The 15,873-nt window shown below is 69.3% G+C and carries 15 protein-coding genes and 1 tRNA gene; 8 read left to right on the forward strand and 8 right to left on the reverse strand.

Features of this window, described 5'->3' with window-relative positions:
* Complete coding sequence (locus K244_RS0104990) at positions 1-1,725, forward strand: response regulator (protein ID WP_245259738.1); 1,725 nt, start codon at positions 1-3, stop codon at positions 1,723-1,725.
* A gap of 61 nt (positions 1,726-1,786) precedes the next feature.
* Here the strand turns inward: K244_RS0104990 and K244_RS0104995 are convergent, their stop codons facing one another.
* From K244_RS0104995 to K244_RS21500, 7 genes are all read right to left on the reverse strand, one after another.
* Positions 1,787-3,628 carry an EAL domain-containing protein gene (locus K244_RS0104995; protein ID WP_020185151.1) on the reverse strand — a complete coding sequence of 614 codons (1,842 nt, stop codon included), beginning with the start codon at positions 3,626-3,628 and terminating at the stop codon, positions 1,787-1,789.
* Positions 3,629-3,811: 183 nt separating this feature from the next.
* A tRNA-Thr gene (locus tag K244_RS0105000) sits at positions 3,812-3,886 on the reverse strand.
* A 136-nt stretch (positions 3,887-4,022) separates the two neighbouring features.
* Positions 4,023-4,547, reverse strand: a complete 525-nt coding sequence (locus K244_RS21495; RefSeq protein ID WP_020185152.1) for a GNAT family N-acetyltransferase — start codon at positions 4,545-4,547, stop codon at positions 4,023-4,025.
* 60 nt (positions 4,548-4,607) lie between these two features.
* The gene (gene mch, locus K244_RS0105010) at positions 4,608-5,567 is read right to left on the reverse strand and encodes a methenyltetrahydromethanopterin cyclohydrolase (RefSeq protein WP_020185153.1); all 960 of its coding nucleotides are present in this window, start codon (positions 5,565-5,567) and stop codon (positions 4,608-4,610) included.
* Positions 5,564-6,463 (reverse strand): ATP-grasp domain-containing protein, encoded by a 900-nt coding sequence (locus K244_RS0105015; protein ID WP_245259739.1) that lies wholly within the window; start codon positions 6,461-6,463, stop codon positions 5,564-5,566. Before K244_RS0105015 ends, mch begins: the two co-directional genes overlap by 4 nt.
* A 217-nt stretch (positions 6,464-6,680) precedes the next feature.
* The gene (locus K244_RS0105020; protein ID WP_020185155.1) at positions 6,681-7,574 is read right to left on the reverse strand and encodes an NAD(P)-dependent methylenetetrahydromethanopterin dehydrogenase; all 894 of its coding nucleotides are present in this window, start codon (positions 7,572-7,574) and stop codon (positions 6,681-6,683) included.
* Positions 7,561-8,619, reverse strand: coding sequence for a beta-ribofuranosylaminobenzene 5'-phosphate synthase family protein (locus K244_RS21500; protein WP_051460001.1), 1,059 nt, complete (start codon positions 8,617-8,619; stop codon positions 7,561-7,563). Before K244_RS21500 ends, K244_RS0105020 begins: the two co-directional genes overlap by 14 nt.
* 156 nt (positions 8,620-8,775) lie before the next feature.
* Here K244_RS21500 and K244_RS0105030 point away from each other — a divergent pair, with 156 nt between their 5' ends.
* From K244_RS0105030 to K244_RS0105050, 5 genes are read left to right on the forward strand one after another with little or no spacing between them, the layout of a single operon-like run.
* On the forward strand, positions 8,776-9,147 hold the full coding sequence (locus tag K244_RS0105030; RefSeq protein WP_020185157.1) for a 4a-hydroxytetrahydrobiopterin dehydratase: 372 nt from the start codon (positions 8,776-8,778) through the stop codon (positions 9,145-9,147).
* A 7-nt stretch (positions 9,148-9,154) separates the two neighbouring features.
* Positions 9,155-10,384: a hypothetical protein gene (locus K244_RS0105035; RefSeq protein ID WP_020185158.1), complete on the forward strand. Its 1,230-nt coding sequence runs from the start codon at positions 9,155-9,157 to the stop codon at positions 10,382-10,384.
* Entirely contained in the window at positions 10,381-12,039 is a 1,659-nt protein-coding gene (locus K244_RS0105040; protein WP_020185159.1) for a formylmethanofuran dehydrogenase subunit A, read from the forward strand. Before K244_RS0105035 ends, K244_RS0105040 begins: the two co-directional genes overlap by 4 nt.
* Positions 12,036-12,932 carry a formylmethanofuran--tetrahydromethanopterin N-formyltransferase gene (fhcD, locus tag K244_RS0105045; RefSeq protein WP_020185160.1) on the forward strand — a complete coding sequence of 299 codons (897 nt, stop codon included), beginning with the start codon at positions 12,036-12,038 and terminating at the stop codon, positions 12,930-12,932. Before K244_RS0105040 ends, fhcD begins: the two co-directional genes overlap by 4 nt.
* Positions 12,929-13,714: a formylmethanofuran dehydrogenase subunit C gene (locus tag K244_RS0105050; protein WP_020185161.1), complete on the forward strand. Its 786-nt coding sequence runs from the start codon at positions 12,929-12,931 to the stop codon at positions 13,712-13,714. Before fhcD ends, K244_RS0105050 begins: the two co-directional genes overlap by 4 nt.
* A gap of 85 nt (positions 13,715-13,799) precedes the next feature.
* On the opposite strand, the gene K244_RS0105055 is transcribed toward K244_RS0105050, so the two are convergent.
* Positions 13,800-14,684, reverse strand: a complete 885-nt coding sequence (locus K244_RS0105055; protein WP_024816321.1) for a LysR family transcriptional regulator — start codon at positions 14,682-14,684, stop codon at positions 13,800-13,802.
* A 90-nt stretch (positions 14,685-14,774) separates the two neighbouring features.
* On the opposite strand from K244_RS0105055, the gene K244_RS0105060 reads away from it, so the two are divergent.
* Both K244_RS0105060 and K244_RS0105065 read left to right on the forward strand, forming a co-directional pair.
* Entirely contained in the window at positions 14,775-15,185 is a 411-nt protein-coding gene (locus K244_RS0105060; protein ID WP_020185163.1) for a CidA/LrgA family protein, read from the forward strand.
* Positions 15,169-15,873, forward strand: a complete 705-nt coding sequence (locus K244_RS0105065) for an LrgB family protein (protein WP_020185164.1) — start codon at positions 15,169-15,171, stop codon at positions 15,871-15,873. The genes K244_RS0105060 and K244_RS0105065 overlap by 17 nt, the downstream gene beginning before the upstream one ends.

Raw genomic sequence — 15,873 nt, forward strand, 5'->3', positions numbered from 1 at the left:
GTGTGCGCTCCGTTCGGCCACGACGCTTCAAGCGCCATCGCCCTCCTTCAGAACGCCGGCTACGCCGCTAAGGCCTTGGCGGGTCTCTCCGACGTCGACGCGCTTCTGGACGAACGCGTCGGAGCCTTGCTGCTGACCGAGGAAGCCCTGCGGCACGGCGACAGCGGGCTGACGCGCGCTCTGGAAGCCCAGGAGCCCTGGGCGGATCTGCCGATCCTATTTCTGACCGCGCCGCGATCGCGTTCTGCGTCCTGGCAGACGGAGCACGTCCGTTTTCGTCTGCCGTCGCGGGCGACCAACGTCATCGTGCTCGAGCGCCCGATCGGGGCGGTGTCGCTCGTGAGCGCCGTCGCCTCGGCGCTGCGCGGGCGCCGCAAGCAGTATGAAATCCGGGACAGCATCGCCGCGCAGAAACGGGCGGCCGACAAGCTGGATGAGCTCGTGAAGGAGCGGACTCGCGATCTGGAGCAGGCGCTGCTGCAGCTTCGGGAGGAGGTCGCGGAGCGCGAGCGGGCCGAGGAGCAACTTCGCCAGGCTCAGAAGATGGAGGCCGTCGGCCAGCTCACCGGCGGCATCGCGCACGATTTCAACAACATGCTGACGGGCGTCATGGGCTCGCTCGACATCATCCGGCGCCGGATCGACTCAGGCCGGCTTGACGACCTCGATCGGTTCATGACCGCCGCCTCGACGTCCGCGCAGCGCGCTGCGAACCTCACCCAGCGCCTCCTGGCCTTCTCGCGGCGCCAGTCGCTCGACCCGCGGGCGATCGACGTCAACGGGCTTGTGCGCTCGCTCGAAGAGCTGATGCTGCGGACAATCGGCGAAAGCATCGTGCTGCGGCTCGCTCTGGCCGAGCGCCTCAATTCCGCAGTCGCCGACGCGAACCAGTTGGAAAGCGCGATTTTGAACCTCGCGATCAACGCGCGCGACGCGATGCCGGACGGCGGCGCGCTGACCGTCGAAACCCGCGCGGTCCAGATCGAGCCCGGCGAACAGTTCGAGGACCGTGACCTGCCTGCGGGCGCTTACATCGTCATCACGATCACGGACACCGGCGTCGGGATGTCGAAGGAGACAATCAAGAAGGTCTTCGACCCCTTCTTCACGACCAAGCCGATCGGCCAGGGAACCGGCCTGGGTCTGTCGATGGTCTACGGCTTCGCGAAGCAGAGCGGGGGACAGGCCAAAGTCTCGAGCAGGGTCGGGCAGGGCACGTCCGTCAGCCTTTACCTGCCCTCCGCGGGATCGTCGTTCGTCCAGGCGGGCGCGGTTCAGCCCGTTGGGCAGCTTATCGCTGATGGCGACGGCGAGCGCGTGCTGATCGTCGAGGACGAGGACGCCGTTCGGCAGGTGCTGCGCGAGGCCTTGAACGAACTTGGCTACCGGACCGAGGAAGCGGCGGACGGACCGGCGGCGCTGCGCCTACTCACCTCTGAGACACGTTTCGACATGATGATCTCCGACGTCGGTCTCCCCGGCATGAACGGACGCCAGCTGGCGGACGAGGCGCGGGTCGCAAGGCCGAGCCTGCCTATCCTGTTCGTGACGGGATATGCAGAAAACGCGGAAATGCGCGCCGGATTTCTCGGCGCCAACATGTCGATGATCACCAAGCCGTTCACGCTCGAGACCGTCGCCGAAAAGGTCCGGAGCATGCTGGCGGTCGACACGCCGCCGGCAAGCCGCACGATCGATCTCGATCGAGCGCCGCGCGCGGACTGATGCTTGCACGACGACGGCCGGCGCGCGCCGACGGGCCTCGACGGTCCTGTCGCCTTGGTCGCTACGCGGACCGGACGTAGCTACGGGACGATGCGCCCGGCGACCGCGCGGAGGGCTGCGCGAACCGCTTGAGGAGATCTGTCGTCGTGTGACGATCCGACGGATGCGCAAACAGAAACCCCTGCGCCAGGGTGCATCCCAAGGTTCGCAGGTGGGCCCGCTGCTCTTCCGTCTCTACCCCCTCCGCAACCACCCGCATGTTCAGCTTCTGCGCGATGCCGATCAGGCCTTCGACGATCGCCGAGCTCGGACCGCCGCCGCTTAGATCCGCCACGAACGACTTGTCGATCTTGATGACGTCGACGGGAAACGTAAGCAGATGGGTGAGAGAGGCGAAGCCGGTCCCGAAATCGTCGAGCGCGACCCTCAGGCCACGGTTTCGAAGGGTGCGGACAGCGTTGGCGACCATGGGGTCATTGTCGCTCATGTAGACCGACTCGGTCACCTCGAGGATCACATGGCTCAGCGGCACGTCATGCTGGCCGAAGGCTCCCTCGATGCGCTGAACCAGGTCGCTGCGCTGGAAATCCCCGGTCGTGACGTTCAGGCCCACATGCTGAAACGGGATGCCGGCGTCCAGCCAGCCGCGGACGTCGCGGGCGACGGCCGCCAGCATGACCTCGGTGATCCGCGCGGACGTCGTGGCGTCGGCCACGGCCTGTTGGAACGCCGCGGCGGGCACGATCTCGCCGGTTCTCGTCCTTACGCGGCAAAGAGCTTCCACACCGACGATCTCGCGCGTGTCGAGCCGCACGATAGGCTGGTAATGGGCTTCCACACGCCCTTCGTTCAGCGCCTCGCCGACGTCGCGAATGCAGCGGAAGCGGGAAGTGATCTTGGTGACGAGATGAGGATCGTAGGCGACCAGACGTCCGCGGTTGTTTTCCTTCGCGTGATAGAGCGCGAAGTCCGCGTTCTGCCGGACGGTGTCGGGGGTGTCGCCGGGCGCGTCCAAACCGGCGCTTCCGATCGTGACGGTCGCGCGAACGACGTGCCCGCCGCAGGTTGTCGGCGCGGTCATGGAGGTAATGACGGCGTGAGCGACGTCCTGAAGCCGCACCGACGACAGAGGTCCGAAGGCGACGACCGCGAACTCGTCGCCCGAAAGCCGGTACGCCGCCCCTTTGGGAGACGCGGCTTCGATGCGCCGCGCCACCTCGCGCAGAAGATCGTCCCCGCTGGCGTGTCCGAGAGTGTCATTGACGAGCTTCAAGCGGTCGACGTCGATCAGCAGCAGGGCGAAATCGCCGGGCGCGTCGCTCTTCGCCTGCTCCAGCGCGCGATCGAAGCTCGCACGGTTCGCAAGCCCCGTCAGCGAGTCGAAATAGGCGAGGCGTTGGCTTTCCTCCTCGGCGTCGCTGCGCTCGATCGCGATGGCGCAGAGGTCGATGCACGATCGAACGATCAGTTTCTCGGCGACGGTGGGGCCCCGCGGCGTTCGGGAGTAAAACGCGAACGTTCCGACGACTTTTCCGGCGCGCCCGACGATCGGGCTCGACCAGCAGGCCGCCAGATGATGCTCCAGCGCCAGGGCGCGAAAGTCGGCCCAGCGCGGGTCGGTTGCGATGTCCGTCGCGACGATCGGCGTTCCGAAAAAGGCGGCGGCGCCGCACGACCCGACGTTTGGCCCGATTGGGAGGCCTTCGATCGCAGCGGAAAATGCGGGATCAATGACTGGGGCCGCGAGAGTGCGAAGCTTACCGTCCTGGTCCACTCGGAGGATCGAGCACAGGCATCCCGGAGCGAGGAGTTGGGCTTCTTCGCAAAGCTTCATCGCAGTCTCGCGGACGGGCTTGCCGCGCGCGATCATTTCAAGGATCTCATTCTGAAGCTTAAGCGACATTCCGGTGCGATGCCTCGGCGGACGACATCCATTAACGCACGGCGCGGATTAAACTCCGAGTGCAGCTTCCAGCTCAACTTTTAACGACTGATGGTCAATCGACCACTTTATCCGAAGGGTCCTTGGAGACAGCACTTCAAGAGGTGGGCTGGCGGCTCAAGCTGAACGCCGTTGATGGCCAAGTGGTGCCGGTTGAGGGGATCGAACCCCCGACCTTCGGTTTACAAAACCGCTGCTCTACCGCTGAGCTAAACCGGCGTCGGCGTTATTCGCTATGTATTCGCAATTACGTAGGAGGAGGCGGCACGCTCTAAACCCGATTCTCCTGTGCCGTCTTTGTGCCTACCCCTTCGCCTTCGCGGGCGCACGCTCATCGCCCGAAGTCTCGGTTTGGTCAAGCATCGCCAAGCGGTCTTTGCATGATGACCGTGTCGAGCCAGCGCCCAAACTTGAATCCGACGTCCGTCATGGCGCCGACCATCCGGAAACCGGCGCGGGCGTGGACCGCGACCGAACCGGCGTTTGCGCTGTCGCCGATCACGGCGATCATCTGGCGCAGTCGTCCCGTCGCTTCGCAACGCAGGATGAGCTCTTCAAGCAGGGCGCGTCCCAGGCCGCGGCCCTGGGCCTCCGGTGCGAGGTAGATCGAGTCCTCCACCGTGTGCCGATAGGCGGCGCGGGGCCGGTGCGGCCCGGCGTAGGCGAAGCCCACGACCGCGCCGTCCACCTCAGCGACGAGGTAGGGCAGCCCAGCCTCCTGCACCGCGCGCAGGCGCCGGGTCATTTCGTCGACGCTCGGCGGGATTTCCTCGAAGGAGGCCGTGCCGTGAAGGACATGGTCGCCGTAGATCGCCGCGAGGGCCGGAACGTCCTCGATGTCGGCCGTCCTGATCAGTGAGCCAGAGGCTTCGGTCGGCATGCGGCGGCTCCCGGAACGGACGCGGCGGAGCCAAAGGGGGTCCCGCCGGGTTGGGGCGGCTCAGCCGCCGAAGGACTTCGCGATCAGCGCCGGCTCGTAGGCGCCGGCGGTGAAGCTCTTGCCGGTCGACAGCGCCGTCACGGTGACGACCGCCGGCGAGAACAGGCCGGCGTCGCAGGCGTAGAAGTCGTAGTTGTAGCCCGCGAAGATCTCGCCGAACGGGCGGCCGTGGTCGCGCGAGGTGGAGGAGGGCAGGCCGTTGGCGAGCTGCTCGGCCTCGTCCTCGGGTCCTTCGACGTAGAGCGAGATCTCGCCGCCGTAGAGCACCGCGTCGTTGGTGCGGCCCATGCCGGACATGAAGTCGGCGGCCGGCGGCGGCACAGGGGCGACGCCCGCCCCGTCGACGATCCGCTCCAGCGGGAAGTGCAGCGAGTGCGCCTTGTGGAGCGCCACCTCGAGCACGCGGCCGACCACCTGCACGGAGCCGGCGAGGCTCGTCGTGGGGGTGAGGATCAGCGTCAGCTTGTCTTCCGCCACGCCGCACTCCTTGGCGATGTGGGCGATCAGCGAGTCCGGCGGACGCTTGTCGGTTTCGAGCACCAGCGTGGCGGTCTCGGACGCGTCCTTGTAGCCAAGCTCGCCGAACAGCTCTTCCTTGGCCCAGAGGGCGCGCGCGGGGCCGGAGCCGAGCGCGAAGAAGTCGCCGTCGGAGAGGCTCCAGCCGGCGTACTGGCTCCCGAGGCAGGCGATCACGGGATCGACGGTGGTGATCTGGATCGCCGTGTTCCAGCGCGGGAAGCGCGTGTCGGGGGCGAAGGTCGCCTTGCCCATGCCGCCAAGGCAGATCTCGGTGATGCGCCGGCCGGCCTCGAGGCCGCCGCGGACGGCGATGCCGGCGTCGACGATGGTCGCGCCGGTCGCGGTGAGCTCGACGCCGAGCCGCAGCGCCTGCGCGTCTGCGACGAGGGACGCGACGTGCGGCGCGACGAGCGCGCCGACGCTGGGAGGAGATTGGGTCATGCGGACACCGTTGTTCGTGTTGGCCGGGCGGCGGAATGGCCCGCGCCGAGCGAGGTGAGGAGGCGCGAGCGCCGCGCAGCTACGAGCGCGCGCGCTGCCTCGGGAGTCGCGGCGGCGGCGAACGCCGTACAGGCCGGCGCGCCGCGGGGAATGACGTCGTTGTCCGCGGGCCAGTCGGCGGTCCATGACGGACGGGCGAGCGCGGCGACGGCGCAGTCGACAGGTGCGTAGATAACCGCCGCCGCCTGCGGCGCCAGGGCGGCGGACGGCATGGCGGGCAGCCGGCCTGCGGAGGCCTCGAGATGGGCGGCGAACAGGGACGCTGGTCCCCGGTCGAACACGTCGAGCGTCGCGCCGGGCCGGGGGTTGACCTCAAGCGCCACAAACGCCTCGCCGTCGACCAAAAGATCGAGGCTCGCGAGCCCCCGCAGGCCGGTCTGCGCGACGATCCCGTCGAGGCAGGCATCGACAGCTGAGCGCAACGCGCTGGGAACGGGGACGGGCCCCACCGCGCCGCCGTACCGGAACGGCGCGTTGGCCGCGGGATCGGTCCACTGGCGCGAGAAGCCGATGAGCGACGCCCGGCGACCGTCAGCGAGGAAAAGCGCCGACACCGGATCGCCGGCTATGGGTTGCTGGAAATAGCGGCCGCGCGCGGCACGCCCGCCGAAGCGGATATGCCCCCCGCCGGACGCCCCGGCGCGCTTGGAGAGCCATCCCGGCCGCGCGTCGGCGGCGACGGCCGGATGCGGCGCGCCGATCCGGCGTAGGAGCGCGGCGAGCGCGAACGGATCCTTGAGCTGCGCTACGGTTCCAGGCGAGGCGCCGCTCACCGGCCAGCGGCGGTCGATCGCGGCCATCAATCCAGGCGCGTGCTCGAAGCCGGCGCCGAGCACGACCGGCGTTCCCGGCGGCGCATGCCGTTCGAGCGCCGCCAGCAGGCCGCGACGGGCAAATCCGCGCGGGCCTCCATCGACACGCGCGGCGCGCGCCGCATGCTCCTGGGTGTCGGCGTCGGCGAACAGGTCGAGGCTCAGGGCGCGCAAGCCGGCGCGCTTCGCCGAGCGCGCGAGCGCGCGGGCGGAAAGCGCGACGACGACGACGTCGAACGGGTCAGGCCGAGAGGGTGCGCGCGAGCTCATAGGCCTCAAGGACGCCGACTCTGAGCGCCACGTCGGAATTGCGGATCCGCTTCAGGATCTGGTGCTGCACCTGGTACTTCAGCTGGCCGATCACGAGCGCGCCGACGCCGACGCCGTGGGGCAAGGCGATCCCGTCGTCGTTCGCGCCGACGCCTGCGATCCCGGTAGGCGGGACAGCGTTGATGTCGGCGGCGACGAGCAGGTTTGTGGCGGCCTCCAGGACCTCGCGGGAAATGACCTCGACGCCAGCGGAGGCCGCCGTCAGGATCACGTCCGCCTGCGGCACGAGCGCCTTCTTCTCGGCGTCGTCGGTCGCCACGGCGCACTCCAGAAGGACGCCGAAGCGCTTCTTGAAGTCGATCGCCTTGACCTCGACGTCCTCGATCACCCGGTGGCTGACGAGCGTGACCTCGGCGCCCTGCTGGGCGGCGATCACCGCCGCGATGCCGCCGACGATGCCGGTCGCGCCGTAGATCTGCACCTTGGCGCCCTTCAGGCCTTCGGGCCGCTTGCTCGCCAGATGCTTCTCCACCAGCGCGATCATCGCAGCCGCCGTGGTGAAGGAGCCGGCGGGGTCGGCGAAGATCGAAATCTCGAACGGCGGGAACAGCGCGCCGCCTGCGGCCTTCATCTGGTCCAACGCCAGGCTCGCGTCCTTGCCGCCGATGAACAGAACGGTCCGCTTGGCGTCGTCCGGCGAGCGCGAGAACATCGCGTCCTGCGTGAGGCCGACGACGTCCTTGAGACCCACCTCGACGTTCGCCGAGATCACCTGGAAGCCCGCGTCCACCGCCATATTCACGTCGAACGGGCTCGTGTGCTTGAGCGGCGTGATCATGTGGAAGATCGGTTCAGCGTCGGACATGCGTCTCTCCGGTAAGCAGAAGCCCTTCCGCGCCGGCGTCGCCGGGAAGGTCCTCAATGTCGGCGCCGCGGCGCGCGCCGCGGGTGATTTCGAAGGCGACGTTCGGCCGGCTGGCGAAGCGCGCGCGCAGTTCCGCCGCGAGCGCCTCGGCCTCCCGCGCGTCGCCGAGGACGGCGAAGCCGGTCGGGCCCCATGAGCTTTGGCCGACACCCGGAACGCCGCGCGCCTCGATCACGGCCAGGGCCTCCGCGACGTCGGCGCTGGTGAAGCGCCCGCCCTGGGCCTTGGCGAAATGATCGCCGAGGCGACGCTGCATCTCGCCGATCGCGCGTCCGAAAGCTTGCGCGTCGCCTTCGGCGGCGGCGGGCATCGCGCCCAGCACGGCGAGCCGGCACAGGCGATCGGCGAGCTCTTCGGGGAATGGCGGCAGGCTCGCCATGGCGGCGGTCTCGCGCTGGCCGCTCAGGCCGGCGAGAGCGTGGTCGTAGATCAGGAGGATCCGCCAGGAGGAGGGGATCGCGGCGCGGGCCACGATCGGAGGCGGCTCGTCGCGGGCGCCGCGTCCGCCGTCGAGAATCACGCCGCCGGTCTCGAACGCGCCGAGGCCGATGCTGGAGCGCTGGCCACGTCCGAGAGACGCTGCGAGCGCGCGCGGGGCGACGTTCAACCCCTGCAACCGCACCAGCGCCGCCCCGACGGCGAGGCCAAGTTGCGTGCCCGATCCCAAGCCGGCGTGAGCAGGCAACGCTTCCTCGACCTCCACCGCGACCTTCTCGGACACCCTGAAGGCCGTGGCGATCGTTCGAACCGCCGCCGCCGCGCGGTCCGCGTCAGGTCCTGTCGCGCTCAGTCGCGCGGCGCGGCGCAACGTCACGCGGGTGACGGGAGTCTCGAGCGACAGGCCGAGTCCGCCGTAACGACGTCCAAGGGCGCCGCCGAGATCCAGAAAACCGACGTGCAGACGCCCGGGCGCGCTTACCCTAACGGCGTGCGGCGCTTCCGAGCCGCGTCGGGGCGGCGTTGCTGGGGTGCTGGTTCGGTCCATGGCGTTTCCGCGCGCACCTTAGGGGCAGCCAACCGCCCGCGCCATCCTTGCGGGATGCGCCAAAAGCCTAGCCGGACGAAACGTCGCGCCGCGTTGCGCGGGCTGATCCGCCCATGTAACGGTCCCGGTCAAATCAAAAACCCGAGGAGCGCCCAAGTGGCCGATCCGAAGACGACGATTCCGCCCGAGGAAGTCGAACGGCGTCTCGCCGCTGACCTTCCGAAGTGGCGGCTCGAGGACGGCTGGATACGCCGCACCTACAAGACGACAGGCTGGAAGAGCACGCTGATGGTGATCAACACCGTCGGCCATCTTGCCGAGGCGGCGTGGCACCATCCCGATCTGACGGCGTCCTACGCCTGGGTCGAGGTGCGGCTGATGTCGCACGACGCCAAGGGGATCACCGAGCGCGACTTCGAACTCGCGGCGAAGATCGAGAGCGTCGTGCAGTGGAAGCCCGCCGAAGACGACGCCCTCGAAGGCACGCCCCAGGGCGACCTTCGCTTCTCCTATGTGAAGTATGACTGAGGGCCCCATGGCGGAAATGACGAGCCACGACGTCGTCTGCCCGTTCTGCGGGATCGGCTGCGACGACGTCACGCTCACCGTCGACGGCGCCGCCGTCACGGCGGCGAAGGGAACCTGCGGCCGCGCGGCGGAGTTGTTCGCGCGCTCCGGCGCCCCGGCGCCTTCTGCGCGGGTGGCCGGCAAGGACGTCTCCTTCGAGGAGGCGGTGGCGGAGGCCGCAAAGCGCCTCGATGCGTCCAAGACCATCGCCTACGCCGGCCTCGGGACCGACGTCGACGGCGTGCGCGCGGTGCTGAAGCTTGCGGCCAAGACCGGCGGCAGCGTCGACCATTACGCCTCCGAGGGCATGTTCCGGAACCTCGCGAGCTCCCAGCGCAAGGGCTGGGTCGCCACCACCTTCGCGGAGGTGCGCAACCGCTGCGACCTGTTCGTGGTCGTCGGCCCCGATCCGTCGAAGGCCTATCACCGCGTCTACGAGCGCGTGCTCCCCGCGACCGGCCGCTTCGTCGAAGGCCCGCGCCGCGTGGTCTTCCTCGGCGGCGCGCCGACGGAGGACGCCAAGAGCCAGCTCGAGGGTCTGAGCGTCGAGATCATCGCGACGCCCGAGGGCGGCCTGGTCGACGCGCTGTCGCAGCTCTCGGCGCTTGTCGCGGGCTCGGTTCCTCCCGGCGCGTCCCCGGACATTAAGGCGCTCGCCGAGGCGCTCAAGGCCGCCCGCTACGGCGTGCTGGCCTGGAGCGCGGCGTCGCTCGACGACGACGGCGACCTCGTGATCGAGCGCGCCGTGTCGGTCGTCGACACTCTGAACGTGACCACCCGCGCAGCCTGCCTGCCGCTGTCGGGCAAGGACAACCTCACCGGCGCCTACCACGCGACGCTCTGGAACATTGGCTTCCCGCTTCGCGTCGGCTTCCGCGACGGCGTGTCGGACCACGACCAGACCGCCTACGCCACCGCGAACGCGGTGAAGGGCGCTGATCTCGTGGTCTGGACCTCGGCCTTCCGGCCCGAGCTGCCGCCTGAGTCCTCGGCGGCGGTCATCGCGCTGTCGCATCCCGACACCGTGTTCGACACGGAGCCGGACGTGTTCATCCCCGTCGGCCAGCCCGGCCTCGACCATCAGGGTCTCGCGTTCCGCGCCGACTCCGTGGTCGGCCTGCCGCTGCGCCGCCATCGCGATGCGGGGCTGAAGAGCGTCGCCGACGTCGTGACGCTCATTTCGGAGGCGCGCGCATGAGCGCCGTGCGTATCATCAACGGCCGCGTGCTGGACCCCGCGAACGGCGAGTCCGGCGTCGTCCGCGACGTCGTCATCGACGGCGGCCGCATCGTCGACGCCAAGGGCTTTACCGGCGCAACGGAGACGATCGACGCCCGGGGCGGCGTCGTCATGGCCGGCGCGATCGACATCCACAGCCACATCGCCGGCGGCAAGTCGAACATCACCCGCCTGCTCATGGTCGAGGAGCAGCGCGCCAACCGCGAGCCCGCGGGCGACTTCTGCGGCTGCGGCGGCGGCCTCTCCACCATGACCGCCCACGCCACCGGCTGCCGCTACGCCGAGATGGGCTACACCGCGGTGTTCGAGCCCGCGATGGTCGCGGCCAACGCCCGTCACATGCACGCCGAGATGAAGGACATCCCCTTCCTCGACACCGGCGGCTACGTGGTGCTCGGCAACGACGACTTCCTGCTCGACCTGATCTCGAGCGGGGCCGGCCAGCAGGCGGTCAACGACTACGTCGCCTGGCAGCTCGCCGCCACCAAGGCGATGGCGGTCAAGATCGTCAATCCGGGCGGCATCAACGCGTTCAAGTTCAACCAGCGCCGGCTCGACCTCGACGAGGCGAACCCGCACTACGAGATCACGCCGCGCACGATCCTGACGACGCTGATCAAGGCGGTGACGGAGCTGGGGCTCGCCCATCCGATCCATCTCCACGGCTGCAACCTCGGCGTCCCCGGCAACGAGGACACCACGCTCGCGACCATCGCCGCGACGGAAGGCCTGCCGCTGCACATGACGCATGTGCAGTTCCACTCCTACGGAACCGAAGGCGACAAGAAGTTCTCCTCCGGCGCGGCCAAGATCGCCGAGGCGGTGAACGCCAACCCGAACATCTCGATCGACGTCGGGCAGGTGATGTTCGGCCAGACGGTGACGGCCTCCGCCGACCTGATGTCCCAGCACCGCAACCGCGGCATCGCCTCGCCGAAGCGCTGGATCGGCATGGACATGGAGATGGACGCCGCCTGCGGCATCGTCCCCTTCGTCTACAAGGAAAAGTCCTTCGTGAACGCCCTGCAGTGGGCGATCGGGCTGGAGCTGTTCCTGCTGGTCGAGGACCCCTGGCGGATCTTCCTGACGACCGACCACCCCAACGGCGCGCCGTTCACCACCTATCCGCACCTCATCCGGCTGCTGATGGACAAGGACTTCCGCGACGAGCACTTCGCCCGGCTGCCGAAGGCGGTGCGCAAGCACTCGATCGTCGGCGAGCTTAAGCGCGAGTACACGCTGGAGGAGATCGCGATCGTCACCCGGGCGGCGCCCGCCAAGATCCTCGGCTTCAAGGACCGCGGCCATCTCGGCGCGGGCGCGGTCGGTGACGTCGTGATCTACCGCGACGATCCGGACCGCGAGGCCATGTTCACCAAGGCCGACTACGTGCTGAAGAACGGCCAGGTCATCGTGAAAGACGGCGAGATCGTCAGCGTCGCCTATGGCCAGACCCACCAGGTCGCGCCGGACTACGACACGGGGATCGAGACGAAGCTCGATCGCTGGTTCGACGAGGCGATGGGCTTCAAGGCGAAGACGTTCAAGATCGCGGACGACGAGATCCGCGACGGGCAGGGCGCGGTCACCCACGCCACGACGAGGTCGGCATGATCCTGAACGGCGTCGAGATCCGCGATTCGTTCGCGGAGGCCTTTCCGATGGTCGGCACGCGCCTGATCATCACCGCCGACAGCCCCAAGTGGGCGATGATCGCCGCGAAGACCATGACGGGCTTCGCGACCTCGGTCATCGGCTGCGGCTGCGAGGCCGGCGTCGAGCGCGAACTCGCGCCCGAGGACACGCCGGACGGCCGTCCGGGCGTGGCGGTGCTGATCTTCGCCATGGACATCAAGGGCCTGAAGGCCGTGGTGCCCCTGCGCATCGGCCAGTGCGTGCTGACCTCGCCCACCTCCGCCTGCTACGCGGGCATGGAGGGCGGCGACGTCGTCTCCATCGGCAAGGCGCTGCGCTACTTCGGCGACGGCTGGCAGATCGCCAAGAACGTCGACGGCCGCCGCATCTGGCGCGTGCCGGTGATGGAGGGCGAGTTCGTCTGCGATCACGAGAGCGGCACGGTCTCAGGGGTCGGCGGCGGCAACATCCTGATCCTCGGGACCTCGCGCGGCGAGGCTTTGGCGGCGGCGGAAGTCGCGGTCGACGCGATGCAGAAGGTCGAGGGCTGCATCCTGCCGTTCCCCGGCGGCATCGTGCGCTCGGGCTCCAAAGTCGGCTCCAAGTACAAGGGCATGTTCGCCTCCTCGAACAACGCCTACTGCCCGACGCTGCGCGCGCAGACCGAGACCAAGCTGCCTCCGGAGGTCGCCTCCGTGCAGGAAATCGTGATCGACGGCGTCAGCTTCGAGGCGGTCTCGGCCTGCACCAAGGCGGGCATCGAGGCGCTGGTGGCGCTCGGGCGCGACAAGGGCGTGGTCGCGATCGACGCCGGCAACTACGGCGGCAATCTCGGACCCTATCACTTCAAGCTGCGGGAGATCATGGCGTGACCGGCATCGTCCTCACCCCCCGCGGCGCGTTCGACGCGCGCGTCGACCTCACCGGCGCACTTCCCGGCGCGGCCGACCTCGAGCGCCTGTCGATCGGCTACGGGTTCCGGCGCGTGGCGCTGGGCGAGTTGTTCGCGGTGTCCGGCTCCGGCGCCGACCGGCTCACCATCGCGGGCGGCTTGCCGCTGCTCGACCGGGTTGCGGCGGGGTTAACCGCGGGTGAACTCGTGGTTGACGGCGACGTCGGCGCGGAGTTCGCCAAGGGCGCCACCGGCGGCGTGGCGATCGTAAAGGGCTCCGCCGGCGCCTATGCCGCGAGCGAGCTCGCCGGCGCCAAGGTCGTGATCGGCGGCGACGTCGGCGAGCGCCTCGGCGCGGCCGGCGACGGCTCCCGCCGCGGCATGAGCGGGGGCGCGGTCGTGGTCGGCGGCTCGGCCGGCCTGCGCGCCGGCGAACGCCTGCGCGGCGGCGTCGTCATCGTCCACGGCGATGCGGCCGAAGGCGCCGCGACCGACCTGATCGCCGGCACCTTCGCCGTCGGCGGCGCGCTGGCGGGGCCGGCCGGCCGCGGCATGAAGCGCGGCACGCTGCTGCTGCGCGCGGCCGAGGGTCTCGCCTCCGGATTCGGCGACGCCGGCGAGCATGACCTCGTCATGCTGCGGGTGCTGGTGCGCCGCTCCCAGGAGCTGGCCTCCTTCCTAGGCAAGGACGTCGCCCGCGCCCGCCGCTTCGCGGGCGACCTCAACGTCGCCGGCAAGGGCGAGGCGCTCATCGTCGCCTAACGCCGCCTGACGCTCCGCTGTCGTCCCGGGACTTCACCGGGAACGACGACGTGGTTGATCCCCACGACGAAACTCGAAAGCCGTTCTAAGTCCCCGCCTGCGCCTCTGCGCCGATCGCGAGCCAGGCGCGGGCGGCGTGGGAAAGATAGGCGCCGCGCCTCCAGACCATCGCCATGTCCCAGCGGGCGGCCGGCTCGTCGAGCGTGACCCGGGCGACGCCCGGGTGAGGGCGCTGCTCCATCATGAACTGCGGCAGAAACGCGACGCCGACGTCGAGCGCCGCCAACTCCACGATGAAGTCGATCTGGCTGCTCCGCGCCGAGATCGAGGGCTCGAAGCCCGACGAGCGGCAGGCGTCGAGCAGGATGCGGTTCAGCGCGAAGCCGCGCTCGAACAGCACGAACGGCTGCTCGCGCAGGTCCGCCAGCCGGATCGAGGGGCGCGTCGCGAGCGGATGGCCGGCGGCGAGCAGCGCCGCCAGCGGCTCCCGCCGCACGATGCGCCATTCGAAATCGTCCGCGACCGGCAGCAGCGAGGCGGCGAGGTCGATCTCGCCGGCCCGCAGCAGCTCCTCCAGCCGGTCGCTGCCGTACTCCACCAGCCGCACGTCGACGCCGGGGTAGCGCTGGCGGTAGACCGCAAACAGGGGCGCGAACAGGGTGCTGCTGCCGATCGGCGGCAGGCCGAGCCGCAGCGAGCCGCGCTTCAGCCCGCGCACCTCGTCCAGCTCCGCAAGCAGATCGTCGCGTTCGGCCAGCAGCTTCACGGCGCGGCGGTACACGGTCTCGCCCGCGGTCGTCAGCGCGGCGCGGTGGCTCACGCGGTCGAGCAGGGTCATGCCAAGCTCGTCTTCCAACTGGCGCACAGCCTTACTGACGGCGGACTGGGTCGTGAACACCGTCTTGGCGGCGTTCGAAAAGCTGCCCTGCCGGATGACCTCCACGAAGGCGCGCAACGTGCGGAACTCCATCGTCATTCCCATAAGGACTGATCAAAAGTCTAATAAGTCATTATGGGCATAACGCATCAAGGTGTAGAAGGGGGCCTGGAGATTTTCGCCATGACCGTCGCCCGCATCGCCGTTTCTCTTCGCCGCAGCTTTCACCACAGCGGAGTCGCCCAGATCGCGTTGATCGCGGCGCTTTGGCTCGCTGGCGAGGCGGTCGTGCGCGTCACCACAGCGCCCCTTCCGGGCGCGGTGGTTGGATTGGGGCTTGCGCTGCTGCTGCTCGCCACCGGCCGGCTCAGCCTGTTTAGCCTGCGCCGCGGCGCGAACTGGCTGATCGCCGAGATGCTGCTGTTCTTCGTGCCGCTGGTCGTCGCGGTCGTCGATCACCACGAACTGCTCGGTCTGCTGGGTCTCAAGATCCTTGTGGTGATCCTGGGCGGCGCCGCCGCCGTCATCGGCGTGACGGCGTTCACGGTCGAGCTGTGCTGCCGCCTGGGGGCGCGTCATGGACATGCGGCTTGAGGCGTCGCTCGGCCAGGCGCTGCTCTGGTCGGCGGCGACGATCGGCTTCTACCTTTTCGCGAAGGCGCTCTATCGCCGCTGGCGGCTGTGGTGGCTCACGCCGCTCGCGGTGACGCCGGCGCTCGTCGTGGCGGCGGTTCTCGCGCTGCATGTGAGCTACGCCGACTACATCGGCGGAGCAGGCTGGCTCGCGGTGCTTCTCGGCCCCGTGACCGTCGCGTTCGCCGCGCCGATCTACGAGCAGCGGGCCCTGATTCGGCGACACTGGCCGGTGCTCGCGGCCGGGATGGCGGCGGGCAGCGCGACCGCGTTCCTCACCGGCTGGGGGCTCGCGACCCTGCTGGGGCTCGATGACGAGCTGAGGCTCAGTCTGCTGCCGCGCTCGATCAGCACGCCGTTCGCCATGACGGTTTCGGGCGACATCGGCGGCACGCCGGAGCTGACCGCCCTGTTCGTGATGCTCACCGGCGTGCTCGGCGCGGCGTTGGGCGATCTCATGCTGACCCATCTGCCGATCCGTTCCGCGCTGGCGCGGGGCGCGCTGTTCGGGGTCGCCGCCCACGGCGCGGGAACGGCGCGCGCCCATGAGATCGGGCGCGAGGAGGGCTCCATCGCCGGGCTGGTGATGGTGTTGGTCGGTCTGATGAACGTCCTGGCGGCGCCGCTCGTGGCGATGCTGCTGCGCTGA

This window comes from Methylopila sp. 73B (assembly GCF_000526315.1).
In the GTDB taxonomy this organism is placed as follows: Bacteria; Pseudomonadota; Alphaproteobacteria; order Rhizobiales; family Methylopilaceae; genus Methylopila.

Excerpts from the sequence above, each read along its gene's own strand:
- fhcD (WP_020185160.1), top strand. The coding sequence starts at position 12,036 with ATGATCCTGAACGGCGTCGAGATCCGCGATTCGTTCGCGGAGGCCTTT.
- K244_RS0105055 (WP_024816321.1), bottom strand. The coding sequence starts at position 14,684 with ATGGAGTTCCGCACGTTGCGCGCCTTCGTGGAGGTCATCCGGCAGGGC.
- K244_RS21495 (WP_020185152.1), bottom strand. The coding sequence starts at position 4,547 with ATGCCGACCGAAGCCTCTGGCTCACTGATCAGGACGGCCGACATCGAG.
- mch (WP_020185153.1), bottom strand. The coding sequence starts at position 5,567 with ATGACCCAATCTCCTCCCAGCGTCGGCGCGCTCGTCGCGCCGCACGTC.
- K244_RS0105035 (WP_020185158.1), top strand. The coding sequence starts at position 9,155 with ATGGCGGAAATGACGAGCCACGACGTCGTCTGCCCGTTCTGCGGGATC.
- K244_RS0105065 (WP_020185164.1), top strand. The coding sequence starts at position 15,169 with ATGGACATGCGGCTTGAGGCGTCGCTCGGCCAGGCGCTGCTCTGGTCG.
- K244_RS0105040 (WP_020185159.1), top strand. The coding sequence starts at position 10,381 with ATGAGCGCCGTGCGTATCATCAACGGCCGCGTGCTGGACCCCGCGAAC.
- K244_RS0105060 (WP_020185163.1), top strand. The coding sequence starts at position 14,775 with ATGACCGTCGCCCGCATCGCCGTTTCTCTTCGCCGCAGCTTTCACCAC.
- K244_RS0105020 (WP_020185155.1), bottom strand. The coding sequence starts at position 7,574 with ATGTCCGACGCTGAACCGATCTTCCACATGATCACGCCGCTCAAGCAC.
- K244_RS21500 (WP_051460001.1), bottom strand. The coding sequence starts at position 8,619 with ATGGACCGAACCAGCACCCCAGCAACGCCGCCCCGACGCGGCTCGGAA.
- K244_RS0104995 (WP_020185151.1), bottom strand. The coding sequence starts at position 3,628 with ATGTCGCTTAAGCTTCAGAATGAGATCCTTGAAATGATCGCGCGCGGC.